This is a genomic window from Actinoplanes sp. NPDC049668 (assembly GCF_044465445.1).
Lineage (GTDB): Bacteria > Actinomycetota > Actinomycetes > Mycobacteriales > Micromonosporaceae > Actinoplanes.
Genome location: NZ_JBITLR010000003.1, coordinates 259,380 through 285,821 on the forward strand (window position 1 = coordinate 259,380; position 26,442 = coordinate 285,821).

Annotated in this window: 28 protein-coding genes and 1 tRNA gene; 20 read left to right on the top strand and 9 right to left on the bottom strand. The window is 69.0% G+C overall.

Annotated elements, in window-relative coordinates:
• Window positions 1–32 precede the first annotated feature (32 nt).
• Window positions 33–497: a peroxiredoxin gene (locus ACIBSW_RS13820; RefSeq protein ID WP_354719298.1), complete on the top strand. Its 465-nt coding sequence runs from the start codon at window positions 33–35 to the stop codon at window positions 495–497.
• 67 nt (window positions 498–564) lie between these two features.
• Window positions 565–636: transfer RNA gene (locus tag ACIBSW_RS13825), tRNA-Val, on the top strand.
• On the opposite strand, the gene ACIBSW_RS13830 is transcribed toward ACIBSW_RS13825, so the two are convergent.
• Window positions 596–1,168: a tyrosine-type recombinase/integrase gene (locus tag ACIBSW_RS13830; protein WP_354719372.1), complete on the bottom strand. Its 573-nt coding sequence runs from the start codon at window positions 1,166–1,168 to the stop codon at window positions 596–598. The genes ACIBSW_RS13825 and ACIBSW_RS13830 overlap by 41 nt on opposite strands.
• A gap of 73 nt (window positions 1,169–1,241) precedes the next feature.
• On the opposite strand from ACIBSW_RS13830, the gene ACIBSW_RS13835 reads away from it, so the two are divergent.
• Window positions 1,242–1,481, top strand: a complete 240-nt coding sequence (locus ACIBSW_RS13835) for a hypothetical protein (protein ID WP_354719300.1) — start codon at window positions 1,242–1,244, stop codon at window positions 1,479–1,481.
• Between the two features lie 190 nt (window positions 1,482–1,671).
• On the opposite strand, the gene ACIBSW_RS13840 is transcribed toward ACIBSW_RS13835, so the two are convergent.
• On the bottom strand, window positions 1,672–3,159 hold the full coding sequence (locus ACIBSW_RS13840) for a hypothetical protein (RefSeq protein ID WP_354719302.1): 1,488 nt from the start codon (window positions 3,157–3,159) through the stop codon (window positions 1,672–1,674).
• A 288-nt stretch (window positions 3,160–3,447) separates the two neighbouring features.
• On the opposite strand from ACIBSW_RS13840, the gene ACIBSW_RS13845 reads away from it, so the two are divergent.
• Window positions 3,448–3,906: a hypothetical protein gene (locus ACIBSW_RS13845; protein ID WP_354719304.1), complete on the top strand. Its 459-nt coding sequence runs from the start codon at window positions 3,448–3,450 to the stop codon at window positions 3,904–3,906.
• An 83-nt stretch (window positions 3,907–3,989) separates the two neighbouring features.
• Here the strand turns inward: ACIBSW_RS13845 and ACIBSW_RS13850 are convergent, their stop codons facing one another.
• Window positions 3,990–4,715 carry a hypothetical protein gene (locus ACIBSW_RS13850; protein ID WP_354719306.1) on the bottom strand — a complete coding sequence of 242 codons (726 nt, stop codon included), beginning with the start codon at window positions 4,713–4,715 and terminating at the stop codon, window positions 3,990–3,992.
• A gap of 55 nt (window positions 4,716–4,770) precedes the next feature.
• Between ACIBSW_RS13850 and ACIBSW_RS13855 the strand changes: the two genes are divergently transcribed.
• The 7 genes from ACIBSW_RS13855 (at window position 4,771) to ACIBSW_RS13885 (ending at window position 11,725) form a co-directional block, all read left to right on the top strand.
• On the top strand, window positions 4,771–4,968 hold the full coding sequence (locus ACIBSW_RS13855) for a hypothetical protein (protein ID WP_354719308.1): 198 nt from the start codon (window positions 4,771–4,773) through the stop codon (window positions 4,966–4,968).
• Between the two features lie 1,152 nt (window positions 4,969–6,120).
• Window positions 6,121–6,774: a hypothetical protein gene (locus ACIBSW_RS13860; RefSeq protein ID WP_354719309.1), complete on the top strand. Its 654-nt coding sequence runs from the start codon at window positions 6,121–6,123 to the stop codon at window positions 6,772–6,774.
• Window positions 6,775–6,781: 7 nt separating this feature from the next.
• Window positions 6,782–7,402, top strand: a complete 621-nt coding sequence (locus tag ACIBSW_RS13865) for a hypothetical protein (protein WP_354719310.1) — start codon at window positions 6,782–6,784, stop codon at window positions 7,400–7,402.
• Window positions 7,403–7,455: 53 nt separating this feature from the next.
• The gene (locus ACIBSW_RS13870; protein ID WP_354719312.1) at window positions 7,456–8,391 is read left to right on the top strand and encodes a hypothetical protein; all 936 of its coding nucleotides are present in this window, start codon (window positions 7,456–7,458) and stop codon (window positions 8,389–8,391) included.
• 837 nt (window positions 8,392–9,228) lie between these two features.
• Complete coding sequence (locus ACIBSW_RS13875; RefSeq protein ID WP_354719314.1) at window positions 9,229–9,795, top strand: hypothetical protein; 567 nt, start codon at window positions 9,229–9,231, stop codon at window positions 9,793–9,795.
• A gap of 72 nt (window positions 9,796–9,867) precedes the next feature.
• Window positions 9,868–10,218 (top strand): DUF1622 domain-containing protein, encoded by a 351-nt coding sequence (locus ACIBSW_RS13880; protein WP_354719316.1) that lies wholly within the window; start codon window positions 9,868–9,870, stop codon window positions 10,216–10,218.
• A 277-nt stretch (window positions 10,219–10,495) separates the two neighbouring features.
• The gene (locus ACIBSW_RS13885) at window positions 10,496–11,725 is read left to right on the top strand and encodes a threonine/serine exporter family protein (protein WP_354719318.1); all 1,230 of its coding nucleotides are present in this window, start codon (window positions 10,496–10,498) and stop codon (window positions 11,723–11,725) included.
• A gap of 480 nt (window positions 11,726–12,205) precedes the next feature.
• On the opposite strand, the gene ACIBSW_RS13890 is transcribed toward ACIBSW_RS13885, so the two are convergent.
• Entirely contained in the window at window positions 12,206–12,451 is a 246-nt protein-coding gene (locus tag ACIBSW_RS13890) for a hypothetical protein (protein WP_354719320.1), read from the bottom strand.
• Between the two features lie 265 nt (window positions 12,452–12,716).
• On the opposite strand from ACIBSW_RS13890, the gene ACIBSW_RS13895 reads away from it, so the two are divergent.
• Entirely contained in the window at window positions 12,717–13,892 is a 1,176-nt protein-coding gene (locus ACIBSW_RS13895; protein ID WP_354719322.1) for a tetratricopeptide repeat protein, read from the top strand.
• Window positions 13,893–13,989: 97 nt separating this feature from the next.
• Window positions 13,990–14,751, top strand: a complete 762-nt coding sequence (locus ACIBSW_RS13900) for a DUF6928 family protein (protein WP_354719324.1) — start codon at window positions 13,990–13,992, stop codon at window positions 14,749–14,751.
• A 25-nt stretch (window positions 14,752–14,776) separates the two neighbouring features.
• Here the strand turns inward: ACIBSW_RS13900 and ACIBSW_RS13905 are convergent, their stop codons facing one another.
• The gene (locus ACIBSW_RS13905; protein WP_354719326.1) at window positions 14,777–15,103 is read right to left on the bottom strand and encodes a DUF6331 family protein; all 327 of its coding nucleotides are present in this window, start codon (window positions 15,101–15,103) and stop codon (window positions 14,777–14,779) included.
• 270 nt (window positions 15,104–15,373) lie between these two features.
• On the opposite strand from ACIBSW_RS13905, the gene ACIBSW_RS13910 reads away from it, so the two are divergent.
• Window positions 15,374–16,906: a hypothetical protein gene (locus tag ACIBSW_RS13910; protein WP_354719327.1), complete on the top strand. Its 1,533-nt coding sequence runs from the start codon at window positions 15,374–15,376 to the stop codon at window positions 16,904–16,906.
• A gap of 138 nt (window positions 16,907–17,044) precedes the next feature.
• Here the strand turns inward: ACIBSW_RS13910 and ACIBSW_RS13915 are convergent, their stop codons facing one another.
• Complete coding sequence (locus ACIBSW_RS13915) at window positions 17,045–17,806, bottom strand: DUF4253 domain-containing protein (RefSeq protein WP_354719329.1); 762 nt, start codon at window positions 17,804–17,806, stop codon at window positions 17,045–17,047.
• 130 nt (window positions 17,807–17,936) lie between these two features.
• Here ACIBSW_RS13915 and ACIBSW_RS13920 point away from each other — a divergent pair, with 130 nt between their 5' ends.
• Together ACIBSW_RS13920 and ACIBSW_RS13925 are read left to right on the top strand one after the other, a co-directional pair.
• The gene (locus ACIBSW_RS13920) at window positions 17,937–18,557 is read left to right on the top strand and encodes a DUF3592 domain-containing protein (protein ID WP_354719331.1); all 621 of its coding nucleotides are present in this window, start codon (window positions 17,937–17,939) and stop codon (window positions 18,555–18,557) included.
• Between the two features lie 254 nt (window positions 18,558–18,811).
• On the top strand, window positions 18,812–20,356 hold the full coding sequence (locus ACIBSW_RS13925) for a GGDEF domain-containing protein (RefSeq protein ID WP_354719333.1): 1,545 nt from the start codon (window positions 18,812–18,814) through the stop codon (window positions 20,354–20,356).
• Here the strand turns inward: ACIBSW_RS13925 and ACIBSW_RS13930 are convergent.
• The gene (locus tag ACIBSW_RS13930) at window positions 20,314–21,186 is read right to left on the bottom strand and encodes a class I SAM-dependent methyltransferase (RefSeq protein WP_354719334.1); all 873 of its coding nucleotides are present in this window, start codon (window positions 21,184–21,186) and stop codon (window positions 20,314–20,316) included. The genes ACIBSW_RS13925 and ACIBSW_RS13930 overlap by 43 nt on opposite strands.
• A gap of 10 nt (window positions 21,187–21,196) precedes the next feature.
• On the bottom strand, window positions 21,197–22,003 hold the full coding sequence (locus tag ACIBSW_RS13935) for a TIGR02569 family protein (RefSeq protein WP_354719336.1): 807 nt from the start codon (window positions 22,001–22,003) through the stop codon (window positions 21,197–21,199).
• Window positions 22,004–22,243: 240 nt separating this feature from the next.
• Between ACIBSW_RS13935 and ACIBSW_RS13940 the strand changes: the two genes are divergently transcribed.
• Window positions 22,244–23,086, top strand: a complete 843-nt coding sequence (locus ACIBSW_RS13940; RefSeq protein WP_354719337.1) for a hypothetical protein — start codon at window positions 22,244–22,246, stop codon at window positions 23,084–23,086.
• Here ACIBSW_RS13940 and ACIBSW_RS13945 read toward each other — a convergent pair.
• A complete protein-coding gene (locus ACIBSW_RS13945; RefSeq protein ID WP_354719339.1) occupies window positions 23,059–24,003 on the bottom strand; it encodes an NAD(P)/FAD-dependent oxidoreductase in 945 nt (314 codons plus the stop codon). The two genes, ACIBSW_RS13940 and ACIBSW_RS13945, sit on opposite strands and share 28 nt — an antisense overlap.
• A gap of 46 nt (window positions 24,004–24,049) precedes the next feature.
• On the opposite strand from ACIBSW_RS13945, the gene ACIBSW_RS13950 reads away from it, so the two are divergent.
• The 3 genes from ACIBSW_RS13950 (at window position 24,050) to ACIBSW_RS13960 (ending at window position 26,398) form a co-directional block, all read left to right on the top strand.
• Complete coding sequence (locus ACIBSW_RS13950; protein WP_354719340.1) at window positions 24,050–24,646, top strand: XRE family transcriptional regulator; 597 nt, start codon at window positions 24,050–24,052, stop codon at window positions 24,644–24,646.
• A gap of 67 nt (window positions 24,647–24,713) precedes the next feature.
• Window positions 24,714–25,229, top strand: a complete 516-nt coding sequence (locus ACIBSW_RS13955) for a SigE family RNA polymerase sigma factor (RefSeq protein WP_354719342.1) — start codon at window positions 24,714–24,716, stop codon at window positions 25,227–25,229.
• Window positions 25,230–25,246: 17 nt separating this feature from the next.
• Complete coding sequence (locus tag ACIBSW_RS13960) at window positions 25,247–26,398, top strand: hypothetical protein (protein ID WP_354719344.1); 1,152 nt, start codon at window positions 25,247–25,249, stop codon at window positions 26,396–26,398.
• The last annotated feature ends 44 nt before the right edge of the window (window positions 26,399–26,442 follow it).

Here is a 26,442-nt window from a genome sequence, read left to right on the forward strand (position 1 = left end):
CCATTCGACGTGCGCGCGGTTAGGGTGGGCGTGTGTCGATCAATGTTGGCGCCCAGGCGCCGGACTTCACCCTCAAGGACCAGAACAACCAGGAGGTCAGCCTCGCTGACTTCCGGGACCGCAAGGCGGTCCTCCTGGTCTTCTACCCGCTGGCCTTCACCGGCACCTGCCAGGGCGAGCTGGCCGAGATCCGCGACAACCTCCCCGAGTACGCGAACGAGCACGTCCAGGTGCTGACGGTCAGCGTCGACTCGGTGTACAGCCACAAGGTCTGGGCCGACCGCGAGGGCTACGAGTTTCCCCTGCTGGCGGACTTCTGGCCGCACGGGGAGGTGGCCCGGGCGTACGGCGTCTTCCACGCTCAGGCGGGCTTCGCCAACCGGGGGACCTTCGTGATCGACAAGGAGGGCGTGGTCCGCTACGCACACCTGCAGGGCCCCGGCGAGGCCCGCGACCAGAAGCCCTGGCGCGAGACCCTCTCAGAGATCATCTCCTGACCCGCCGCGCCGCAAGCGAACGCGGCGCGGCACGGTAGGATGACGACTCCGGTTGCCATGCCGAACCGGGCGCGTAGCTCAGCGGGAGAGCACTCGCCTTACAAGCGAGGGGTCGCAGGTTCGAAACCTGCCGCGCCCACCCATCCCCACCAGCACGAACAGCGGGCACCAAGATTGCTGGTGCCCGCTGCCGTCTCAGTTGCTCGTCGCGGGGCCTTCCTTGGGCCTCCACAGCAGGCCATCAACCTGTTGTGCGATGCCAGCAACCAGCTCCCCGCGGTGACGTGTCGACATCGGGTCGTCATCGACATCTGAGACCACCCCATGACCTCCATGACGGCCCGCGTCGGAACGCCCAGGACGAGCAGCATCGTGGCGGCAGTGTGCCTGGCGTCATGTAGCCGGGCGTCCCGGACCCCCGCCGCTTGCAGCAGGGCCTTCCAGGCGCGCTGGTCTGCTCCGCGATCGATCGGACGGCCATTCGGCTGGGTGAAGACCCAGTCTCCTCTCTCCCACAGCGGGCCGGCTGCCTCCCGCTCTGTCTCCTGCACGGCCTGGTGTTCGCGGAGTGCCTTGAGTAGCGGCGCCGGAATGCCGACCGCTCGCTTGCCGGCCCGTGACTTCACGTCAACCTCGACCAGGCCGCCACCATGGCGCTCCGGGCACTTCATGGCGTGCCGTACGCAACCAGGCCCTCGCCCCGGGCGCCCTACTGATCATCGCAGCCATCATCGGAGCGACCCGATGAGAAAGCCAACAACGGCGCAGTTCCCCAACGGGGTCACCCTGTCTCGCAGCCCGCTAGGCGGACACACCGTCAACTGGGACGGCACGTTCATCGGCTGGATCCACGAAAGCGGCGACCACTGGAACGCATTCCTACGCGGCAAGAAAGGCGAACCCGGAACACCACTCGGCCGCTTCCCCGAAGACGAAGCAGTACGACAGATCGCCATCGCATCCGGATGGCCCGGAGTCAAGTAACTACGAAGGTATGCACGCTCTGTTAAACCGGTGAGCATCTTCCGTACGGGTTCAAAGCGGCCCGCTTCGCATGCCGCTCGCGCCGCCCAGCAGAGCCGGGCCGGAGGCCCGCCGAGCGGGACGTCTTAAGGCAGCGGGCGTCTAGCTAATTGAATGAAGTGGCAGGTTGCTCGTGAATGCAGAAGTAGAGCTACCTTGCTCTGGGTGATGCAAAAGCAGTGATGACCTCTATCGCGACCTGTCTAATCAGTTCAATATCGGGGGCTAAGTCGTCTACCTCCGGGTTCGTTGGGTATAGGGGATCTTTTTCCGTGGATCCGCCAGCCACTTTGGAATGGACGATCCTGCAGCGCAGATCGTAAATTCTCTCTGCGAATTGGAGCGTGAGGGGTGGTTGTTGCTTGTTCTCGGCATTGTTATGAATTAGGCCAATGTCTTTAATTGGCCCGTTCTTGGCGAAATGCCCCTTGTGTTGATTATTCAACAAGTCAAATATGGTCGTCGCTTTGTCTTCTGGAAGCGCAAATTGTAGCAGTGCGCGGAATGATTCCCGCTCACTCTTCGCGCTCTGCCGTCCGATCGCTCTCGCGAGATTTAGTAGCGACTGGTTGTTGTTTAGGTCAAAGCCTGGCGAGAAGATTTCGCGCCGGAGGCGATCGATGTTGCTCCGCTCGTCACTGAAGGGGAGGTAGTATTCGACGGATTGATAATATGAAAGGTACTCGTTCAGTGGGCTCTGGGCTTCTTTGGCTGCAATAAAAAGAGCCACTGCCGGGGCCTCAATGAATTGGGGCGGAAACCGAACGACGCGGTCCTTTGGCTGCAGCGCGATTCGGCTTCTGTTCCTGCGGTCCTTCAAGGGTTCGTGAAATCGGTATACGCCGCGACCGGTTACGGCTAGCTCAAAAAAGAATGCCGTCACAATCTTCTTGGCTAAATCAACGGCGTTGATTATGGTCTTCCCCTCCGAGAAGCGAACCTTCGCGGAAATCGATCGGGGTATGGCAATCGGGCGCAACCCGTTTGCGGCTCGGTAATATCGCGCTGCCATTGTTGCTGACGGAATTGATATCTCCAGGCATTCGCCGCCACCGCTTCCGACATGAAAAAGTACAGTCCTGCGGGCTCTTTTCCCGTCTGGCCCTGGAGCCGGGTCATGGGAGCCCAGTGCGGTCCTGAATGCGTTGCTGTGATCTTGGTCTTGGGTGTCGGTGGGGCATCTGGATCTAGGTGAGATGTAGTCGTCCCGCGGCAGTGGCTCACCGAGCCCACGGTGAGCCATGTATCTCGATGACACCATCAATTCAACTTGGCGCCCATCTGGCGAACAGAGCGCGAGATCACCATCCTGTGACACCCACCCGATATCGATCTCTTCGAGGAACAGTGGAACAATGCGGGCCGGAAGAATGCCGTGTGTTACCCGCTTTCCGTTCTTCTCGATCTTATCAAGCGAAATCCAAGGCGCTGAGCGGCCCGTTGATAAGTCAATCCGGCTATCCTGCGGATGAAATCCGGCTTCAGTGAGCAGATGGAATGCCTCTTCTTGTTCTTTGGAGAGAATCTCAGCGAGCCTTTCGCGTTCTTTTCTCTGTTGCTCAATAAAGGTGTCAGAGAACATCTGCAATACTGGCTCAGAGTCTAATTCATCGGCAGGGTTTACTTCTCCATCGGGCATGCGGCAGATCATACCGGACTTCAAAGCAATGTGGGTTCAGTGCGCTCGCGGAACTGGGAAGCGCCATTGCGTCGTCCGTCGAGACGCGAAAGCCTGTTAAGGAAATGAGCTGGTGTGTTGCCGAATTGATCTTTTCTGGATCGGGCGCCGCGCAGACGCGGCGCGGCCGGACGGGCTCGGCCTGCTGGCGGCGCAAGCGCCGGCATCGGCCGGCCTGCCGGCAGATGTCAGCGGCGGGGAGTTCTTGGCTAGCGGTGGGCTTGCGACCAGCCGATATCTTCTGAAGCCGTGAATCTTGGAGACTTCGCCGACCTCGGCGACGCGGTCAGCGGCCTCTGCGGGGTCGTACTTGCCCTTGCGGCGATCATCGGAGGTTCGGCCGGTCTGGGCGATTGGCGCGCGAGGCAGCGTGCCGAGAAAGAGCTCGCCAAGGAGCAGGCGAACGAGATCCGCCTCAACAGGCAGCGTGTGCTGCAGGGCTGGAGACCGCATGGTGTGCACGTCTACGGGGTTGAGGTCGTCGACGCGCCGGCCGCGGTAGCGAAAGCCGTTGAGGAGTTGTCGGCTGGCGGTCCGAGCGACTACGTCCTACTGCGCGTCAACGAGACGGCGGACGGGAACGCCAATCGTGCATACAGCCTGCGGCAGCTTGTCCAGGCCCAGCACTACCTCGCTCAGGCACCTTCCTCGGGAGAATATGAAGCGCTCCTGAAGGGGCGCGATCGCCTGGCACAAGACCAGCGCTGACCTAGACACAATGCCAGGGTCCGAGCTGATGCCTTAGGCAGAAGTCCTAGCATGACGAGGCGTCGATCGCGGCGGCTTGGGCCTCAAGGGTTCTCGACCGGCCGCGACGCAAGTCGCCTGCCGAGTGCGAACCACGTCTTGCGGTCCTCGGCACTCATGTTCCGCGCGATTGCTCGAACCTCGGTATCCCACGGCTCGATCAAGGTGTCGGCGATCTTTGCGCCGACGAGTGGCAGGTAGCGGCCATCCGGGTCGTCTTCGTGCACCTCGTCCAGTGCGACGATCACTTCGGCTGCGACCAGCGAGGCGATGAGCGGCGGGGCCAGATCTCGGTGATCCATTCGCCCCTCAGCTAGAGGCGCCGCAAGTTGTCCACCTGTGTAGATCGCTGATGGCCGAGTCAGCGTCGGACAAACTACTGCCGCCACAACATTGAATAACTGTCCAACAGCGAGCGGGTTCTGGGCGTGCGGACGCAGGAGGTCGACGACTGAAAGTGCATGTCCCCTGAACGGACGGCTTTGCCCGCCTTCCCAGCGTTCGATATTGATTCGGCTGACTTTGATGCGTTCGGCGAACTTCGCCTGGCTCAGCTCCAAAGCGTGGCGAAACCCCCGTATTGACGCGGGCATGCTGATCGGGATCGGCCACTCGGCATCGAAAGACGTGTGCGCAGGACCGTAGACCTCGTAGTGCCCAAGTGGACTATCCGCGAACGCGTGGCCCATGAGTCTCGAACCAGGCGGCTGGGCGGGGTAGCCAGGGAAGGCGGTCAAAGGCTTCACGGTCAACTGCTCAAAGATCCGCACCCACATATTTTATATGAGGGTGGATACAGCTTCATGCTGGTGCGACTGTGAAGGCGTGACCCGGAAGAGCAAGCAGATGATCGCCAGTAGAAGGACGAAGCCTCGCGCAGGCGCCCTCAGTATCGAGCGAACGGTTCAGTTGGTTAATGCGGCGGCGCAGTTGTTCGGATCTTGCACGAAGCTCGTGGTCGCCGTCATCGGGCTTGTGCTTGCAGTGTCCTTGCTGCTCGACGTGATCATCAGGCGAGTCTGACCATGGGCCACGGGGCGGACTCCTGGTTCAGATGAATTCTGACCGTACCTACTGCCGCGCGCTTCGCGGCCTGCCACCGAATAAGTGGCGCGATGGTGCCGTTGGTTGCCGAACGCCAGCACCGGCGGTCAGTGCCAGCTAGGCAGCGTGGCCGGCGGTGCGACCGTGCTGCGATCGCCATTGGGAGTGATCGGGGACGTTACCGACCGCCCAGACCTCGTTTGACCTCGCACGGGAGTTGATCCAACCGAGCTGCCGGGACTCCTTAGGTGCAGGGTCGCCGGAACGGCGGGGATGTGCGATAGCCCAAGATCATGCCGTCTCCACGCCGTGCGAGGTGGATCAGCGGTAACCACGCCGACCACCAACCACCGACGTAACTGCAGCTCAGGTGCCGTATGATCCGCTTAGCTCCGGTACGCCCAGGCCCTTGATCAATGCAACGCCAAGTGTCACGGATTCAAAATTCACAGGCGCGCATCGCCGGTGCGGACGACGGGAGGTCCTCGAGCTAGGAGGAGGTGCGCGGTCGCAGTTGTGGTCTCGTTCGCTGCCGTTCGGCAGTGTCCAGCGGCGTCCGCGACGCAGGCGCCGCTGCAGGTCACCTGCGGTGCCGCGATCATCGCTGTACGACAGGCATAAGACTTGGAAAGCGTGCTCAACTCCTAGACGGCTTGGGCGTGCTCCGTCTCAATCGCCGTCTCAGTTCCGCCCAGTCCGACCGACGTTCACCGGTATTCATTGAGGTCCGTCGAGGTCCGCCGTCTGTGCCCAGGCCCTGGTCGAAGGCGGTCACCGTACCGCCCCGGACGCCCCTGAACGAAGGTCGATCGATCTTACAAGCGAGGGGTCGCAGGTTCGAAACCTGCCGCGCCCACCCACCTCCACCAGCACGAACAGCAGGCACCAAGATCACTGGTGCCCGCCGCCGTCTCAGTTGTCCGTCACGAGGTTGCGCGATGCCGGCGACCAGCTCGGCAGTGACGTGCTGGTACCGGGTCGTCATCGACATCTGAGACCAACCCATGACCTCCATGACGGTCCGCGTCGGCACGCCCAGGACCCAGCAGCAGCATGGTCGCGGCCGTGTGACGTGCGTCATGCAGTGGTGTGTCCCGTGCCCCGTCGTATGCAGCAGGCCTTCCACGCGCGTTGGTCTGCTCCGCGATCGATCGGACGGCCATTCGGCTGGGTGAAGACCCAGCAGTCACCCCTCTCCCGCAGCGGACCAGCTACCTCCCGCTCCTTTCCCACAGCTACCTGTGGGACATCGAGACCGGCCGCAGACAACCCACCCCGGACATCGCCCAGACGCTCGACGACGCGCTCGACGCAGACGGGATCCTGGCCGAACTGGTGACCGAATCCCCGGCCGTCGAGGCTGTCGACCACGCGCCGATTGCCGCCACCATGCACCTGCTCGATACCAACCGCCACCACATCGAGGACGTCGCCCAACGGTGCTGGTCCGCTGCCGATCCCGGTACCCGGGCCGCTGCCTCGCAGTGGGCGCCACCTGAGGTCGTCGGCCGGTTGATGATCGCAGCGGGCGGCAGCGCTCACCGTCACCCAGCTCTTCGACAGCCTTGCCATCCCGGCTCATTCAAGCTGGGCCTGATTCGACAGGAGCGGGAGCGCTGCCGGGTGCTGGCCGTCCTGACCTTCCTGCGCGCTCGACCGTCCACTTCGGACGCGTTCGTCGGTTTTCGCGCGGACGCACGAGCGGGACCGCATACATCGCAGATCGTCTATAGCTTTGCTGGCAGCAACCACACGTACGGGGGAGGCAAGTGTGATTTCTGCTAGGAGAATCGTGCTCTCGGGGCTGATGGCCCTGGGAATGATCGCGACGGTGATGCCGTCGGCAGCGCAGGCCGCCGAGACGACGTCGGAAGTCGGCATGATGATCGCCGGGTTCGACGCAGCGGTGGCCGAGGCCCACGGGTACGAGATCGTCACGTTGCCGGACGGGTCGCAAGCCTCGGTTCCGGCGGCCAAGGCCGCGGCGGCCAAGGCGGGCACCTTCATCCCGACGTCAGGGGTGCTGGTCAAGCCAAGCGGGGGCGGGGTCTCGGCCAATGCCTATGGTGCGAGGGTGGGCGAGTGCGGTACCTCCTGGGTGCAGATCTCGCCGCGGGGTGGCGGCAGCGCCGGACTGACCACCGGTATGGACCTGGTGCTTGACTCGGGTGGCCCGTGGGACATCCACTGGAACGTCAAAGTCAGCGACCGTAACGGGAGTTCGAACCAGGGTTACGACGAGTACGACGGCTACTTCAGCGGCACCGGGCTGAGCTGGTGGGGCAAGGGCCGCACGCTCAACCTGGCCCGGGGTTCGGCCACCGTCAAGGTGACCGCGGGCAGCTTCACGATCACCGAGGCCGGCTGGATCTGCTACTCCTACGCACCGAGCGCAACCGACATCATCACCTGATCCGCACACATTGTGGCAGTGCCGGTGCTTGTCGGCACTGCCACAATGTGGTCATGGAATTCGCCAGATCGATCGGGCGGGACGAGCTCTTCGCCCGGCAGGCCAAGCGCCTGCGCCGCGAGCTAGCCGAGAGCGACATGCCGGTGTTCGGCCTGGTCACCCGGCTGAGGCCGGCTGATGAGACGTTCGGCGGGCTCGACACCATCGACGATCGGCTCAGCGCGGTGCAGGTGGCCTACGGGCGGGCGGCCGAGGTCGAGACCTCGCGGGCCGAGCCCGGCGCCCTGCGCGAAACCCTCGAGCACTACGTCCGGCGCGGCGGGGATCGGTTCGCTGATCTCAAGTGGACGGAGAGCCCGGCCGTCCTGCAAGTGGACGGCACCGCGGTGAAGGCCCGCATGCTGCGCGCCGGCGAGCACTGGTGGCTCGTCCGCGGCGCCCGCGACGGGCTCGAGATCACGGTCGTGGGGCACGACTGGCATCCCGGCGAGCTGGCCGTCGAGACGATCACGGATCCGGGGTCGATGCTCGACCGGCTGCGCACGACACCCGCCTTCGTGCACCGCGAGCCCGAGCCGCTCCCGGCCGACCTGGGCCGCGAGCCGCACCAGGCCCTGGCCGAGGCGGTGGTGGCCAACGCCGTCGAACACGCGCGCTGGCTGGCCGAGGGCGGCCCCAAGTCGACCCTGCCGAGCTATTGGAGGGCCCTGTGGGCGGCCGCCGTGCAGCGCCAGATCGAGCTGAGCGACGCCACCGAGGCCGACGCCAACGAAGCCGTCAGCGCCATGATGTCGCAGCTCGGCACCCTGCACCATGAGGCCGACTGGTTCCGCGACGACCCTTCCCGGCGTCGCCGCGCCATCGGCGAGACGTTGTTCCACGGCACGGGCCTAGACCCGCACGTCCCGAGCCGCGCCGCCCAGGAAGCCTGGAAGCGCGGCGCCCACCAGGAGTGGAAAGCCGCCTGGCTGGAGTGGGCCAGCAATTAGTGCCTGACTACTGGCAAACGCGATCGTGCAGACTGGATAGCGTTGGGATACCTCGGCCTCGGTCGGCTGGGGGTACGGGGCACCGTCTCAATCGTCGTCTCAGTTGCACTCGGTCCGACCGACGTTCATGGGTGTTCGTTGAGGTCCGCCAAGGCCCGCCGTCCGTGCCGCGCCCTGGTCGAAGGCGGTCACCGTACCGCCCCGGACGGTCCTGGACGAACGTCGATCGATCTTGCAAGCGAGGGGTCGCAGGTTCGAAACCTGCCGCGCCCACCACCCTGACCAGCAGCGTAACGAGTCGCCAAGATCGATAGGTGGCTGTTGACAGCAACGCTGACAGCAACGACGTTCACGACAGCCGCCCGTCGAGCCGCCCAGCGCCTGACGCATGGCGTCCAGGTTCGCGTGCGAGTAGACCTTCAGGGTTGGTTTCACATCGGCATGTCGAGCAATCGCCTGGTCGGCAGCTTGTCCGGCGCCTGCGCGTCGGTGCCGTCCCACGGGTCCTCGAACCCCGAAGGTCAGTGCCGCGCTGGTAGGACCGGTGTGGTTTGCCGGGTGCCCGGGGCGCTCAAGGAATCAGCGCGACGATCTCGACGGCGCGCAGCACCACGCCCTCACACTGCACGGGCGTTGGATCACGCCGGAAGGGCGGCCAGGCCGACGACCATGGTCGCCGCGCGCACTCTCCTAGCCGGGACCGGCCTCGCCACACCGGCCTGATCTCCCGGTCCAGTGCGCGTCCAGTGCGCGTCCACTGGCTCCGGTGACGCTTGCTGGGTCGCCGATCACGGTGACCCCGGGACGACCCGGGCCTTGACCCCCGAGAGGGATGCAATGTTCACCAAGATCAGAACCGTCGCGCCGGCGGTCGCCGCGCTGGTGATGCTCGCGTTGGCGGCGCCCGCACAGGCGCAGGCGCGGGCGGCCGAGCCCGCGCCGATCCCCGAACGCGGGGTCGTTCAGCTTTCGGCTGGGCAGGCGGCCAAGATGTTCAGGGTCGTGCCCGTGAAGGCCACCGACCGCAAGCTCCCAGCGGTCGCGGCGGCAGACGTCTGTGACTACTACGAGCCGATCTGGGACATCACCTACGTCCCGACCGGCCAGCACCTGTGGGCCCAGGCGACAAGAACGAAGCCCTGCTCTAACGCAACCAAGGTGACCCGGATCCTGGAGCGCGCCACCGTGGTCGTCGAGGACGAGCCCGTCGCCGGCCTTACCTTCGGCGTGCCCTCGGTCATAGAGGATCCGAAGTCGTTCCCGAACACCTACTACACCGCCAGGGGTGCGCAGCCGTTCCGCTACTGCCCACAGGACGGCAGCGCCTGCGTGAGCGGGACGTTCAACATTGACGTGTATGCCAATCCCAACAGATTCATCTACAACATCGGGTACTTCAGCTGACCGCACCAGTGCCGGTCCCGGTGTCCACCACACCGGGGCCGGCACATCGGCGGAGGACGTGCTCACGCATCGGTGCAGGCGCGGAGCCGGGGTGAAACCCGAGTCGCCAGTGGACGCTGCCCAGGTTGCGGAGCGTCGGCGCCTCGGCGACGCGCTCGCCGCCAAACACCTCGTGACGGCGATCGGCGATCGGCATACTGTGCATACCGCACCCTGCGGGCCACCTTCGGCGGCGCTCTGCTGCTGGGCATCGAAGTCCTCGTCGCGGCCGACCTCATCCGCACCGTGGCCGTGACCCCCACCCTGACCAGCGTCACCGTTCTCGGCCTGATCGTGTTGATCCGGACCTTCCTCAGCTTCTCCCTCGGGGTGGAGATAGACGGCACCCTCCCCGGGCGCCGCGGCCCGCAGCCTGAACGGTGACCCACGGCCCAACCCCGCATCGCCGGGTGATGCGATTCATCCACAACGGGTGATCTCCAAGCGGCGCGGTCACGAATGATGCAGGCTCAGCTGAGCCCACCCACGCCGGCGTGGGTAGTGGCGGCGATTGGTCGTGACGCCGGTATCGCCACTAGGACACCCGCCGGAATGCTTGTCGCGCCGCAACCGGACTGAACACGGAACGAGACAGGCCTCGATGACGCAACCGACGAGACCTCCCACTCGGCCGGGTACCCCCGGGAAAGACCTCGAGCAGGTGCAACAGTTCCTGCTCGACGTCGGCAGCATGCTCACGGCCTCCGGCGAGGCCGTCAACCTCGTCGAGGAGCACCTGCACGGCCTGGCGGTGGTGTACGGCGTTCCCGAGGCTCGCGTCAGCGTGCTACCCACTTACCTGGCGATCTCGATGGAACCCGGGCGTCCGGCAGCCCTCGAGTCCACCCGTCGACTGACCGGGAATCTGCGGCTGGATCAAACGGCGGCGGTGTTCGAGATCATCAAGGCGGCCGAGGCCGGGCAGATCTCGCCCGCGGAAGGCAGCCGGCGGGTCCGGGCGATCGGCCAGATGGCTCCGCGCTTCAGGCCCACGGTCAGAGTCCTGGGCCACGCGGTGCTCACCACCGGTATTTGCCTGGTACTGCAGCCGGCCTGGGGCGACCTCATCCTCGCCGCGCTGTTCGGCCTACTCGTGGGCGCCCTCAAGCTCCTCGCCGGGCGATGGACCAGCTTCCAGATGATCCTGCCCGCCGCCGCGGCCTTCGCCGTCGCGGCCGTCACGTTCCTGGTCGTCGGGCACGGGTGGGCGCAGGCGGACCTGCGGGCAATGGTCCCACCGCTGGTGACATTCCTGCCCGGTGCGATGCTCACGATGGCCGTCGTCGAGATCGCCGCCGCCGAGACCATCTCCGGTGCCAGTCGCCTGGTGGCCGGAGCGCTGCAACTCCTGCTGCTCACCTTCGGGATCATCGGCGCTGCCCACGTGGTCGGCCTGCCCCCGCTGGAGCGGCTTGCCGCCTCGGACGGCCACGAGATCGGCTGGTGGACGCCCTGGCTCGGCGTACTGATCATCGCGCTCGGCGACTACCTGCACCACTCGGCTCCGCGCGGCACCCTCCGATGGCTCTGCCTCGTCCTCTACACCGCCTGGATCGCCCAGTTCCTGGGCGACCAGGTGTTCGGCGGCTACCTCAGCGGCTTCATCGGTGCCATCGTCATGACTCCCGTGGCGTACCTGATCGAACGGCGGACCTCGGGGCCCCCGGCGCTGGTCTCCTTCATGCCGGCCTTCTGGCTGCTCGTACCCGGAGCCATGAGCGTCATGGGGGTCACCAAATATCTGGGTCGGGGCGATCCCGCGGGTGCCCAGGAGTTCATCTCCGCCGTCGGGTCAATGATCGCGGTCGCGCTCGGAGTGCTCTGCGGCTACCCGCTCTACCGCGCGCTGGCACGCGGCCTCGCCATGCGCGCGCGCCGCCGATCCGCGTAGCACCCGCGCTGCGGGCAGCGCGTGGACGAGGCTCGTCGCGCGAGGCCTCAAGCCATCTAGCGCAAGCCACGCACGTCTCCGGGCCGTCGTAGTCAAGCAGTGCCACCCCGAACGGGGGCCACCTGGAAGGGCGCGTGCCCTACTCCTGGACGGCGAGGGCGCTCCGTCTCAATCGCCGTCTCAGTTCGGCGCAGTCCGACCCGCGTCCGTCGGTGTTCATTGAGGTCCGCCGAGGGTCACCGTGGTGCCTAACTCCTGGTCGAAGGCGGTCGCCGTCGATCTTACAAGCGAGGGGTCGCAGGTTCGAAACCTGCCGGACCGGCCCTCGGCGCGGCGGGCATTTGATCGGGTGGCGTCATCGGACAGGGAGATCTCCGCGCGGTTCGCGACTCACATCGAGCTGCACCGGGGGCTTGATGTGGCGCACGCCGGTGACCGAGAGGACGGGCGCTCCCAGGATGACGCGATCTCGTTTGTGACTCACTCTGGTGGAGATTGCACCCTCTGACGGCGCGAGCGACGCCGGAGAACGTCGGCTACCAGGAGCGCGGCGGCCAGGATGCCGGGACCCATGTGCACCGCGAGAGCTCCGGCCAGACTCGGACCACCCCAGTCCTTCGCGTAGCTTTCCGGATCCGACACGTCGATGACGAACGGCTCGGCTGCCGCCCGGGCGACGAAGTACAGCCCGACCACCCACCCGATGACCAACCCAGCTCTGCGCATCAACCCAGCGTAGGGGCATTGATCAACGTGGTTCTGGTGTCAGATCATGGTCGTTGGGGTCGGCCGGGTCGGTGTCGGTCGTATCGTGCTGGCCGTTGTGAGGGCTTCCGGTTGCCGGGCGAGGGTGACTGGTGCAGAAATCGCGGATGCGGGCAGGGGCGGTGCCGGGTTGACGGATGATCCAGGCTCGGCCGCCGACAGTGAGCGGGCCGGGAACCGGAAACCATGGGTCCACGCTGGGTCGGCAGTCACGGTCGGCCAATGGGTGGAGGTGCACCGGCTGGCGGTCGCCGGCCGGGAGCCCGCGATAGCCCAGGATGTCGGGGGCCGGGTGGCGAAGGTATGGCTGCCCAGGTCCCGGTTCGCGGACGTGGCCGCCCTGGCGACCGCGACCCTGACGCTCGGCCCGGACGCCGGCGCCCTCTACAACCTGGGCTTTGCTCAATCCTCCACCGGGCAGCCCCGACCGGCTCTGGCCAACTACGAGCAGGCGCTCCGCCGATATCGCGAGGCCGGCGACCGCAGCCGCGAGGCCGCCACCCTCACCAACATCGGCGCGGTGTACGACAGGCTCGGGGATCGGCAGCAGGCCCTGGCCTACTACCAGCAGGCCCTGACCATCCAGCAGGAGGTCGGCAACCGCGCCGACGAGGCCGCCACCCTCAGCAACATCGGCCTCGTGTATGACAGGCTCGGGGACCGGGAGCAGGCCCTGGGCTACTTGCACCAGGCCCTGCCCATCCGGCGGGAGGTCGACGACCTCGCCGGCGAAGCCGCCACCCTCAACAACATCGGCGGCGTGTACAACGGGCTCGGGGACCAGCAGCAGGCCCTGACCTACTACCAGCAGGCCCTGACCATCACCCGGAGGATCGGCGACCGCGCCGGCGAGGCCGCCACCCTCAACAACCTCGGGCACGCGTACAACGGGCTCGGGGACCGGCAGCGGGCTTTGGCCTATTACCAGCAGGTCCTACCCATCGCCCGGGAGGTCGGCGTCCGCGCCGGCGAGGCCGCCACCCTCAACAACATCGGCGCCGTGTACGACAGGCTCGGGGACCGGCAGCGGGCCCTGACCTACTACCAGCAGGCCCTGCCGATCACCCGGGAGGTCGGCGACCGACCCGTCGAAGCCACCACTCTCAACAACATCGGCCACGCGTACGACGGGCTCGGGGACCGGCAGCAGGCCCTGACCTACTACCAGCAGGCGCTACCCATCCTGCGGGAGGTCGGCGACCGCGCCGGCGAAGCCACCACCCGGTACAACATCGCGATGATCCACCGGGCGGAGGGGAATCTCGGCCAGGCCGTCGACGAGCTTGAAATCGTCGTCGACCTCGACCACCAGGTCGGCCACCCGGACCTCGAATCCGACACCGCCGCGCTCGAACAGGTACGCCAAGAACAAGTAAGAAGCAGGAGAGAACATCCGACCTGAGTCGCCGAAATTGGCTGCTCCGTTCGCCGCCGACATGACGATCTTGTAGGTCGGTAGTGTTCAGGCGTTTGTCGGCTACCGACCTTGGAGGAGCGACGTGGGCGCGAAGACGGCTCTGCTCGCCTTTGCCGATGGAGATATCCGCTCCGCGCTGCTTGGCACGACCCGCGCGGATCGCGCGGAGACTGGGGCGTTGGTGCGTCAGATCCACCCGGGCTACGCCGTCGAACCGGCCGACGACGGCGCGTTGTTCGAAGACACGTATCCGCCGGATGACATCACCTATGCCACGGCGCTGGCCGGCGCCGAGCTCTACTGCGACCGGCGACTCGTCCTCGACCGTCCGTCCGAGCTGCCGGAACACCTGCTCGCAGCCGGAGCGGGTCGGCGAATCATCATGCACGGGATGCACTCGGTCTCGGACTGGCTCGGGTTCGCGGTCTGGGAGGACGGCGTGCTGATCAGATCGCTGAGCCTGTCGCCCGACGGCGGCATCCAGGAGAACCTCGGCGAGCCATACGACTTCGAGCTGCCCTACTGGGCGGGCGCGCATCCCGTCGAGCCCGTACCCGGCTGGCCCGATCAGGGCCCGTACCCCTTGCCGTTTCATCCGCTTGAACTCGGCGAGGAAGCGCTGCGCGCACTGTTCGGCTTCGTCGTCGAGGGCTGCCCAGAGCCGGACGACATCGACACTGAGGCCGTTCACCTGCACGGCTTCCGGGTGACCGACCCGTCCGGTGATGAACAGGCCGCGCGCGAAGCCATGTATGCGGCGGTACGACAGACCTGGGGCGAACCGCGGAGGTTCCAGCTGGGCCCGGACGGCACCATGCACGAGATCGGGCCCGAAAGCCTCTGATCCCTGGATCGGTCAGCTCGACCGCTTATGGCGCGTCGCAGGCCGCAAGTCCCGCGTCCAGCGCGGCCAGGAAGTCCAGCAACTGCCGCCGGCCGTCGTCGTCGTGCGTGTAGTGGTTCAGGAATATCGACACGACGCGATGTGAGCGGTCCTCGGTCACCTCGATCAGCTCGATCAGTTGAAGCCGAGCCTCGATGACCGCGTCCGGCCCCACCTGACGGCACCACTTCTCGATGAGGGCGGGATCGGTGGAGACGGCGTCGATCCCGCAGCAGGTGCGGACGCAGTCGACCTCGCAATAGATGACGCACTTGCTCAGAGGCGATGGTATTTCGACCGAAAGGTCCGCCATGGCCCTCCTTCCGCCGAGCCCGCCGCATCGGTAACGGGTAGCCGATGCTAGCGCCGTCTCCGGTCCGCGGTCCTGCGAATATCGGCGGCGGCTCCCTGCCTGCCAGGGTGTTTCTGCACGTGGGGTGACCGGTGACCTCCGGCGGGTACATGAATTGATCTCGTTTTTGCAACGACGGTACGGGTTCGTTCCACCGGGGCTGCGGCGCGCGTGACAGCCTTCTAAGCTCCTCCCGCTTCGCCTCATAGTTACCTCACGGGAGGACCCCCAATGCACCGCTCCCTCGGACGGCGCGTGTTCGTCGGCGCCGTCGGCGCCATCGCGGCAGCCGCTCTAGCGACCCCCGCTTACGCCGCTGCCCCCGTCATCGACGTTGCCCTGCCGGACGTCACGGTGGCTGCCGGCGGCAAGACCGAGATCGGCCCGCTCCTGTCCTCCGACAAGGAGACGACCGTCCTCGGCGCCAAGGCGGTCTACGAGCTCTCCGCCGGCCTCGAGGGAGTCAGCTTCGAAGCGCCGGAAGAGTCCTCGGACTGCACCAGCGACGGGCCGACGAAGTTCACCTGCACCGCGAACTTTGAGACCTGGATCAGCCCGGACGGCGTCATCGGTGACTTCGAAGCCGGCATCGCCGCCACCGAGGCCGCGCTCGGCAAGAGCGGCACCGTCAAGCTCACGTTCTCGGCCGACGGCGTCGCACCGATCACCCGTACGGCCGAGCTCACCGTCGCCGAGGGCGTGGATCTCGCGGCCGGCGGAGACAAGGAGATCAGCGGCAAGCCTGGCGCGTCGTTCGACGCCTCGCTGCAGGTCCGCAACAACACCGACAAGGTGGTGCGCGGCGCCGCGGTCCTCTTCTACACCGACTACCCGTTCCAGTCGACGAAGCAGTTCTCCAACTGCTTCTACTCGCAGGGCCAGGTGAACGCGTGCACGTTCGACCGGGACCTGGAGCCCGGCGCGTCGTACCAGATCGTCCTGCCGTACAAGCTGCGCGCGGACACGTATGCGCCCGGCGTGGTGGCCGGCGAGTTCGAGTGGTTCACCACGGGCGACTACACGGACCTGATCAAGTTCCTCGACGACAACGGCTACGAGGGACCGGGCACCGCCGGTGACGGCGGCAAGCTCGAGCTTCGGAAGCTGCCGGCGGCCGCCTCGCTCGGGAATCACAAGCAGACGGACACCACACCGACGAACAACTCGCAGACGCTGACCGTCAACGCCTCGGGCAAGCAGGGCACTGACTTCGCGGCGATCGGTGCCAACGTGTCCGGCGGTGCCGGCGACACCGTCAAGGTCCCGGTCGGCGTGCGCAACAACGGCCCGGCGTCGCTGGACCGGAGCCGCCACGGCGGCCCCGCCGTGGTCGCCGTCGTTACCATCCCGGCCGGCACCAAGGTCGCTACCGTTCCGGCCGGCTGCTTCAAGGCCGAGGACGACAGCGTGCGGACCAAGCCCGACGCCCTGCAGTACGTCTGCTTCAGCAACCCGGTCTTCCCGGTGAAGACTCAGGTGGTCTGGGAGTTCGGGCTGAAGATCACCAAGGTGGTGCCGAACGCCGCAGGGGCGATCGAGCTCAACCCGGCCTGCGAGTGCGACGTTTTCAGCCGTGACATCAACAAGTCCAACGATGTCGCCAAGATCGTCGTGAACCCGACCGATGACGGCGGCTCGGGCGGCGGCCTTCCGGTCACCGGCCCGCAGACCGGGCTCATCGGTGCGGGCGGGGCGCTTCTGGTGGCGGCGGGTATCGCCGGGTTCATCGTGGCCCGTCGGCGGCGTACCCGATTCGAAGCCTGATCATTCAACGGGGGCGGGCGTTCACCCGCCCCCGTTGACCAGGGTGTGAAAGCGCCCTACGGATCGGCGGCCTGTGCGCGCAGGACCGCGATCAGGAGCAGGGCCAGGCCCGCTGGGTACGCGGCGTACATCGCCAGATCAGTCCCACCAGAACGACCAGTGGTCGCCCCGCACCTGCTTGCGTGCGATGCTCCCGGATTCGCCGAGAATCTGGGACAGGTCGTCGCAGTAGACCAGCTGCTCGACCGTGCACCGCGCGATGTCGTCCGTCGTGACGGGCGGTTTCGCGACCGCCAGTTCCAGCTGCGAGCCGGCGGCGTAGTAGAGCTCCGCGCCGTGATGCCGGTGCCAGTGCCGCAGGACCACGAGGTGGTCCGCCGGCCACAGGTCGACGTTCGGGGGCTGAATGAGGCCGGGCACCAACACCGGCACCTCGTGCCCGGCCGCCGCCGGCACGAGCAGCACCGACGTGGGCGGGTACGCAACGGTGTATCGGCGCAGACCCGGACCCGGCCCGGTGAGTCCGTTCAGTCCGGCGGCGACCCGCACCGGGTCGTAGACGGCATTCCAGTACGCGGCGCCCTCCTCGTCGGACTCCGCCAGCAATTCGTCGAGGGCCGTCTGCCGGAGCTGGTCGAACCGCTCGGCCGGGTCGACGGCCAGGGCCGCGGTCAGCGCCGCCGGTCCCTGCGCGTCGGCGGGGTACCGGCCGGCGCGGTCGGCGGCCATGGCGGCGTCCGGCCCGAGGACGGGGTACCACCCGGTCGCCGGATGCCGCCCGAGCAGGTCGCGCCACACCTCGTCGTGCCGGCCCGAGGGCAGGTCGGCGCTGAGCAGCCGGACGCCGCCCGGGGTCAGCGCCTCGCCGATCCCGGACAGCCCGGCTAGCAGCCCGATCACCAGCCCAAGCCTTGGCAGTTGAGGTCGCTGCCGACTCGCACCTCGACCTTCGCCGATCCCGCCACGGGGCGCTTACCCGCGTGGAACTTCGCCTGGCCCCGATTCACGGTCGAATCCGCCGCATAGAGGTGTGTCGCATGCCGGCTGTTCGCTTCCTGTAGTGCTTCCTGACCTGGTCGGCGCCCCTGGCGGACACCGTCTTGAACTCCGACCGCACATCATCGACGTAAGCGTCGAAGACCTCGATGTCGGGCCGGCCGTCGGTGTTGATCAGGTCTCTTACCTTGAGGCGGTGAAGGTCGTGGATGTCGTCGCCGTGCTCGTCCTGGTCACCGTCGGAGCCGGAATCCTGGGCCTGGGCCTGGAGCTCCGGTCGGAGCAGTCCCCGTACGCCGACGGCGTCGTCACGACGGCGACCACGACCAGCTTCCACACCACACGCACCGCGAATCGGCGACGAACGGTCTGGACCACCCACTACCGGCCCGTCTACACATTCGAGACGCGGGCCGGCGAGACCAGGATGTTCGCCGATCCGATCACCGTCCGCGAGCCTCCGCGGCTGGGCCGGACCGTCGAGCTCTCCTACCGTGCGGATGAGCCCGGAAGGGCCCGAGTGATTCGCGGCTGGCACGGCTGGACCGGCTTCCCGATCATTTTCACCGCGGCCGGTGCTCTGGTCCTGGGCTCCGTCGTCTTCCTCCTGGGACGCAGTCTGATCTGGGAACTGGCAGACCGGAGATCCCGGTGACGCCGCGCTGAAAGCCGGACCTCTTCATTCGGGCGGGATGAGCCGGGGGCGGGGGTGGTCGTGGAGGCTGGGCAGCGTTGTCCACGATGCGGCGGAGGTGCCCATGAACGGCTGGCTGATGTGGGGGTTGTTTCTCCCCATCCTTCTCGTGGTCGCAGGAGTGATCACGATTCGGCGTAAGAACGGCCGCCGCTGAGTGCTTCAGTCCCTGCCGTCCCTGCCGATAGGAGGGGGCGTATGGACTGGGAGGGACCTTGATTCGCACCGCGGCTCGCGTCGAGGAGCTGTCGGCAGCCCTGCTCGAGGTCGAGGAGTCCAGCCTCTGGGACGTCGAGGCCGGCAACGACGTGGTCGAGCTCGAGCGGCAGGCGGAGGAGCTGGGCGATGAGGTGCTCATCGCGCGCGCCCGGCTGTGCCGGGCCAACTTCCTGGTGCGGACCGACGGCGTCGCGGCGGCCGCGCGGCAGGTGTACGACATTCACCGGTGGGCGCTCGAGCACGGCGACCGCCGGCTGCGGTCCCGGTCCCACCTGGCGTGTGCGAACGTCGAGCGGGCGCTCGGCGACCTGACCAGGAACCTCGAGCACACCATGAGCGCGGTCGAGCTGCTCGACGAGAACGCCACCCCGTTCATGCGGGTGTGGCATCACACCAAGCTGGCCGACGCGCTCGCCGCCACCGGCGCGATCGAGGCGGCGCGGCCCCGGTACCGCCAGGCCGAGGAGCTGGCCCGCGAGCTGGGCCAGTGGCAGCGGTTGGTGAGCCTGCTCAACAACTGGGCCAACTACGAGTACGCCGCCGGCGAGTACGTGCGCGCCGCCGAGATCGTCCGCCGGCTCACCGAGGCCGCCGCCGGGTACGGCGTCGAGCTGGACCCGACGGCGCTGGACACGATCGGCCTGATCCAGATCGGGAGCGGCCAGTACGCGAAGGCCGAACAGACGATGCGGGCGTGCATCGACCTGCATCAGGAGGGGTACCGCGACACCGCCGACGATCTCGCGGAGTTTCTGGTCACCCTCGCGCAGGCGCAGCGCGGCCTCGGCGCCTTCGATCGGGCACAGGCCAGCCTGGACGAGTCGCGCGCCCTGTGCGCCGAGCGCGACCTGCGCGAGATGATGGTCCGGCTGCACCAGGAGCAGGCGGAGCTGCACGCCGCGCGCGGCGAGTTCGCCGAGGCGTTCGCCGGCTACAAGACCTTCCACCTGGCGCAGGAGGAACTGCGTACGCGGCAGCGGCTGGACCAGGCGCAGACCCGGCAGGCCATGTTCGAGACCGCGGAGGCCCGCGAGGCCGCCGAGCACTTCCGGGAGCAGGCCCGCCGCGACGCCCTGACCGGGCTGCGCAACCGCCGGTACATCGACGAGGAGCTGCCCGCCCTGATCGCGGCCGACCCCGAGCTGACCGTCGCGATCGCCGACCTCGACCACTTCAAGCGGATCAACGATCAGCTCTCGCACGAGGTCGGCGACCGGGTGCTGGTCCAGGTGGCGCGGCTGCTGGAGGCGGGGCTGGCCGCCGCGGTGCCGGACGGGTTCGTGGCCCGGCTGGGCGGCGAGGAGTTCCTCATGGTCCTGCCCGCGACCGCGGTGCCCGCCGCGACCGTGCGGCTCGACGACATCCGGCGCACCGTCCGCGGTCACGACTGGGCGGAGATCACCGGCGCGCTGCCGGTGACCATCAGCATGGGCGTGGCGGGTGTCGCGGGCGTCGACGAGGCCCAGGCCACCATGCTGTCCGCCGCGGACCGCAACCTTTACCGCGCCAAGCGCGCCGGCCGCGACCGCGTCGTGGCCTGAGCGGCGCGGGCGAGCGGCACGGGCCGGGGGCGGCGGCCGCAGGCCAGCAGCGCCGAAGTCTGCAGGCCGTCGCCAAGGTCGGCGATCGCACGGTCGTAGGCGGCGCGGATGCGGGCGACCGACTCCGCCGGTAGGTCCCGCATCAGCGCGCCCAGGGTGCCCAGCCCGCTGGCCGGGCCGGACCACCAGGCCTCCGGGTCGAACCGGTGGGTCCAGCTCACCGTCTCGACCCGGACCGCCTCGAGGCCCGCGCCGCGCAGCAGCGCGGCCAGTCCCGCCGGCGTGCGCGGAAAGTCCCTGGCAGCCTCGAGTCGGGGCGGGGCGCCGGGCAGCGTCACGCCGGAGTCGGCGACGACCTCGCCCCAGAACGCCTGCAGCGGCGGCTGCGGTAACGGCCAGACCGACGCGGCGACGTGGCCGCCGGGCGCGGTCACCCGGACCAGCTCGCGGGCCGACGCGGCCGGGTCGCCGACGTGGTTCAGCACGAAGTTCGCGGTAACGGCGTCAAATGAACCGGCCGCGAAGGGCAGGTCCGGCAGGACCGCCGGCCGGACGTCCGCGCCGGGTACGGCGAGCCGGGCCGCCTCGACCATGCTCGGCTCCGCGTCGACGGCGGTGACCAGGGCGCCGAGTGCGGCGGCGCCCACGGCGAGGGCGCCGGTGCCGGTGCCGACGTCGAGCATCCGCTTTCCGCCGGCGACCCGGGCCAGGTCGAGGACCTGGTCGCCGACGGCACCGCACAGGGGCGCGAAGCTGCCCTGGTACGCCGCGGCGCGACCGGCCCACATCTCCCGCTCGTGCCGGTCGAAGTCCGTGTCGGCGTCAGTCACGCCCGGAACCTTAAGGTGTGGGTACGACGAGATCGGTGATCGTCGCGACCACCGGGCGGTAGGCGTCCTCGGGTTCCTGGGGCCAGCCCGCCGCGTCCCAGGTGCCCAGGCGGTAGATCGCCGCCCGGACCAGCATCTGCTCCCACTCGGGCAGGTGCGCCCAGCGGTCGATCACCCCGGGGCCGGCGTCGTGCCACACCATCGCGTCGACCGCCGCGACCGCCGACGCCCAGGCCGGCGGCCGCCAGTAGGCCGGCCAGTCGATCACCGCGGGCGGCAGGCCGTCGGCGAACAGGACGTTGCCGAGCAGGTCGCCGTGGACGATCTGCTCGGGCAGGGCGGCCGGGCGGCGCAGGGCGAGCAGCTCGTCCAGCAGCCGGGAGGGCCGGCGCGGCCCCGGCGGCGGGACGTCGGAGAAGGCCAGGCTCTCCCCGTACGCCCAAGGGTCGTGCCGGGTGTCCAGGAACGCGGGGCGCGGCACCGCCGTGAGCAGCTCGTGGAACGCGGCACCGACCCGGATGACGTCGTCGACGCGGCGCTGGTCGGGGTGGCCGGCGACGGCCTCGGTGGCCTCCCAGCCGCCGGCCAGCCAGTCGCCGTCGGCGGCGCGCAGCGGGCGGGCGATCCGCAGGTGCGGCGACCGGGGGAGGGCGTTGAGCACCTCGGCGCGCCAGCGGACCTCGTCGTCGCCCTCGGACGGCTTCAGGACGACGTCGCCGATCCGCCAGGTGCCGCCCTTGCCGCCGGCCAGGCGTACCGGATCGCCCTCGGCGCCGAAGGCCGCACGCACCGCGGGCGGCGGTCCCAGATCGTCCATTCGCGTGGTTGCCGTTCTCGACGTGGCGGACCCGCAAGATTACCGGCAGCCCGCGCCGCCGGAGCCCTTTTCGTGAGCGCCGCGGCGGCTGCAACCGCGCTGCAACCGAGCGCGGGCTCAGGTAGGGCGGCGTACACCCGATTCGTGAGTCACCGGCGGACGGCTCCGCCGTTGAGCGGGCCCGGGCGAACCCCCTCGGCATCCGGGCCCGCTCGGCTCACCCCGGTGGAAGGGGCGCGCGTGGGTCTGCACATCGGCTTCGACGCCGAGAAGATCGTCGTGTCGCCGTACCCGCTGGAGGTGCGCGGCGGGCGGGCCCGGCGCTCCCGGCTGGGGTCGGTGACCGAGGTCGTGCCCGCGCCGGCGAGCGGGCGCGGCCGCAAGGAGCGCGCGCGGTCCGCCTCGCAGCTCGCCCTGGTCCTGGTCCTGCTCTCGGCGGCGCTCAGCGTGTTCGGCGTCTCCGGGTGGGCCTCCGCCGCCGGGTCGGGCACGATCGTCGTCGCCGTCGTGCTCCGGCAGGCGCTGGCCGCCCGGGTCGGCCGCATCGCACTGCCCCGCGGCGAGGGCGCTCATATCCTGTACGCCGCCGAGGAGCGCGCCGCCTTCGAGCGGGCCGTCGTGGTGTCCCGGCGGGTGCGCGGCACCTGGCCGGCGCTGCGCCACATGATCGACCCGGACGAGGCGGACCGGAATCTGTCCAGCGCCCTCGAGCAGCTTGCCGCGGTCATGTCCCGGCGCCAGCAGATCCGCCAGCTGCGCGCGGAGCTCGCCGGCGCGGCACCGCACGGCCTGCCCGCCGGCAGCCCGGCGGTCCGGGCCCTGGCGGAGCAGCGGCTGCGGGTCGAGGGGCTGTGGCGCTCGACGGCGGGCGAGGCCAACCGCATCCTGGCGAGCATCAACGCCGCCGCGCTCGCGGGCGAGAATCTCCTGCGCGAGCAGCGGATCGGTGAGACCGCCCGGGAGGCGGAGCTGGCCATCTCCCGGCTCACGGCCGACCCGGCCTCGTCCGACGCCGGGCCGGAGCTGGCCGAGCGGACGGCCGCGGTGATCGCGGCCTACCGGGAGCTGGCCGCCGGCGACTGACCGGCCACCGCGCGGGCGGTGTCCTCCATGATCAGGTCCATGTTCAGCTGCGCCGCCACGTGCAGGCCCGCGGCGGCCGAGCTGATCACCTGGGCCATCTGGTCGGTCACGTTGCCGGCCACCCACACGCCCGGCACCTCGGTCTTTCCGTTCGGCTCGGCGACCACGGCGCTGCCGAAGTCGTTCTCCGCCGCCGTGAGCCCCAGCGACGCCAGCGGTTCGGCGTTCGCGGTGAACCGCGGCGCCACCACGAGTACCTCGCGCGCCACCACCGTTCCGTCGTCCAGGCGCACCCCGGTCAGCCGGTCGTCCTCGACCACCACCTCCGCGACCCGCCCGGGCAGCACCGCGATGCCGCGGGCCGCGAACTGCTCGGCCTGCTCGGCGTCCGGGTCCGGCGCCTCGTGCACGAACAGCGTCACGTCGTCGCTCCACTGGCGCCACATCAGCGCCTGGTGCAGCGACATCGGGCCGGAGCCGAGGACGCCGATGGCCCGGCCGCGCACCTCGTGACCGTGGCAGTACGGGCAGTGCAGCACCTCGCGACCCCACCGTTCGCGCAGGCCCGGCAGGTCCGGCAGCTCGTCGGTGAGTCCGGTGGTGACCAGCAGGCGCCGGGCCGCGTACGTGCGGCCGTCCGCCAGGGTCACGGTCAGCAGCTCGCCGTCGCGGGCGGCCGAGGCCACCGTCGCGTCGACCAGCTCGCCGCCGTACCGCTCGACCTCCGCGCGCCCGGCGGCGTGGAACTCCGCCGGCGTGATGCCGTCGCGGGTCAGGTAGTTGTGTATTCCCTCGGCCGGTGCGTTGCGCGGCGCTCCCGCGTCCACCACCAGCACCTTGCGCAGCGCCCGGCACAGGGCGACCGCGCCGCTCAGCCCGGCGGGCCCGCCGCCGATCACGATCACGTCATAGGTCATGACACCACGGTCGCCGGGTCCCGACCGGGTGGCAAAGTTATTTGCCATGACGGCAAATGAGCGGGACGTGCTCGCCGCGGTCGGGCCGCGGCTGCGGGCACTGCGGCAGGAGCGTGGCACGACCCTGACCGCGCTGTCCGAGACCACCGGGATCTCGGTGAGCACCCTTTCCCGGCTCGAGTCCGGGCAGCGCAAGGCGACCCTCGAGCTGCTGCTGCCGCTGGCCCGGGCCCACCGGGTGCCGCTGGACGAGCTGGTCGGCGCGCCGCACACCGGCGATCCGCGGATCTACGCCCGGCCGATCAGGCACAGCAGCGGGCAGACGATCCTGCCGCTCAGCCGCGGGTCGGGCGGGCTGCAGGCGTTCAAGCACCTGATCCCGGCCGGGTCGCGGCAGGCACCGGACCCGAAGACGCACGAGGGCTACGAGTGGCTCTACGTCCTCAGTGGCCGCCTGCGCGTGGTGCTCGGCGAGCACGACATCGTGCTCGCCGCGGGCGAGGCGGCCGAGTTCGACACCCGGGTGCCGCACTGGTTCGGCAGCGCGACGGGCGAGGCCGTCGAGTTCCTCAGCATCTTCGGCAGCCAGGGCGAGCGCATGCACGTCCGGGCCCGTCCCCGGAAGGTGGCCGCGTCGCCGTGACAACCGGCGGGCGGGCATCGGCGTCCTACTTTGGCCACCGACGCGCGGTGGCACCGGGGGAGGACGTGTGGACAAGGGCCTTGAGGAGGCGTTTCAGGGTTTCGTCGCGGCCCGCTCCGGCGCATTGCTGCGTACGGCGTACCTACTGGTAGGCGACCGACACGGTGCCGAGGACCTGTTGCAGACGGCGCTGGTGAAGACGTTCGTCAAGTTCGGCGGCATCCGCGACACCGGCGCGCTGGAGGGCTACGTGCGGCGGACCATGGCGACCACGGCGACGTCGTGGTGGCGGGGCAGACCCTTCCGGGAGCGGCCGGTGGAGCGGCTTCCCGACCGGCTCTGTGCGGCCGGGCCGGATGTCGGGCTCGAACAGGACGCGATGTGGGCGCACCTGGGTGCGCTGCCGGCCAAGCAGCGCGCGGTACTGGTGTTGCGCTACTACGAGGGCCTGGCGGAGGCCGAGATCGCGGACGTGCTCGGCATCTCCCGCGGCACGGTGAAGAGCCACGCCTCGCGCGGCCTCGCGACGCTGCGCCGGCGGCTGGGCGAGGAGCGCGACGTGGTCGAGGCGGTGACCTCATGATCGAAAAGGAGCGACCGGTGCAGGGTGAGACGACGGATCCGTTCACCGACCTGCTCTCGGCCACGCTGGAGCGCCGCGCCGGCGCGGTCGACGGCGGGCCCCGGTTCGCCGCGGCCGACGTGGTCCGGGCCGGGAACCGCCGGATCCGGCGGCGGCGGGTGGTGGCGGGAGCCGCGGCGGCCGCGGTGGTCGCGGCGGTGCTGACCGGGTCGCTGGTCGCCCGGCCGTCGGCCCTGCCGCCGAGCCGGCCCCAGCCGAGCCCGTCCGTGTCCGCGATCGACGTCCCGGTGGAGGTGCTGGCCGGCAACACGGTGTACCGCGCGGACGGCAGCAGGGTCGCGCTCGGGCTGCCCGGCGGCCGGACCGCACAGGAGGCGGTCCGCGTCCGCTGGGGGTGGGTGGTGACGGCGGCTCCGGCAGGCGACGGGCTCCTCGAGGCGTGGTTCGTCCCGGACGGCGGCACGCCCCGCCGGGTGGGCACGGCGTTCGGCGGGTTCGCGGTCTCCCCGGACAACGACGTACTCGTGGTCGCGCACGAGAGCGACCAGGTCGTGGCGTACGCGTTGCCGTCGCTGCGCGAGATCGGGCGGCGGGCGTTCCCGGACGGGATCGGGCCGGTCGTTCTCGGGGTCAGCAGCCAGGGGGTCCTGGTCAAGGGCGCACAGGGCGATGGGACACCGGCGCGGGGCGCCACGTGGAACCTCCGGTCCGGATCGGTCGCGGCCATCGGCTCGGAGGTCGAGATCTGGGGGATGTCGAACGCCGGTCAGGTGCTGCGCCGGGAGGGCGACTGCGTGAACCTCGTGCCGATCACGGAGAGCCCGCCGCAGAGCCATGCGCGCTGCGGCGGCGAGCTGGGGCCGGCCCGGGTCCGGCGCGGCGAGATCTCGCCGGACGGCAGGTGGGCGGCGCTGGAGGTCGGGCCGGCCGACGGGGCGACCGACCCGACGACGGTGCTCGCCCGGACCGCCGATCTGACGGCCGGACGGTTGCTGCCGGTGCCGACCGGGGGTCCCGCCGGGGCGGAACTGTCCTGGCTGACCGGCGACACCTTCGTCCTGGAGACGCCGACGGGTCGCCTGCTGTGCCGGGCCGGCGACCGTTGCCAGGCGGTGGTCGAGCCGCCCGGCCTCGCCGAGTCGACGGTGGTGGGTCTCCGCGGCAACTGATGATCGCCGGGTCTGGCTCCCACCCCGCCACCTCGCGGGGCGGG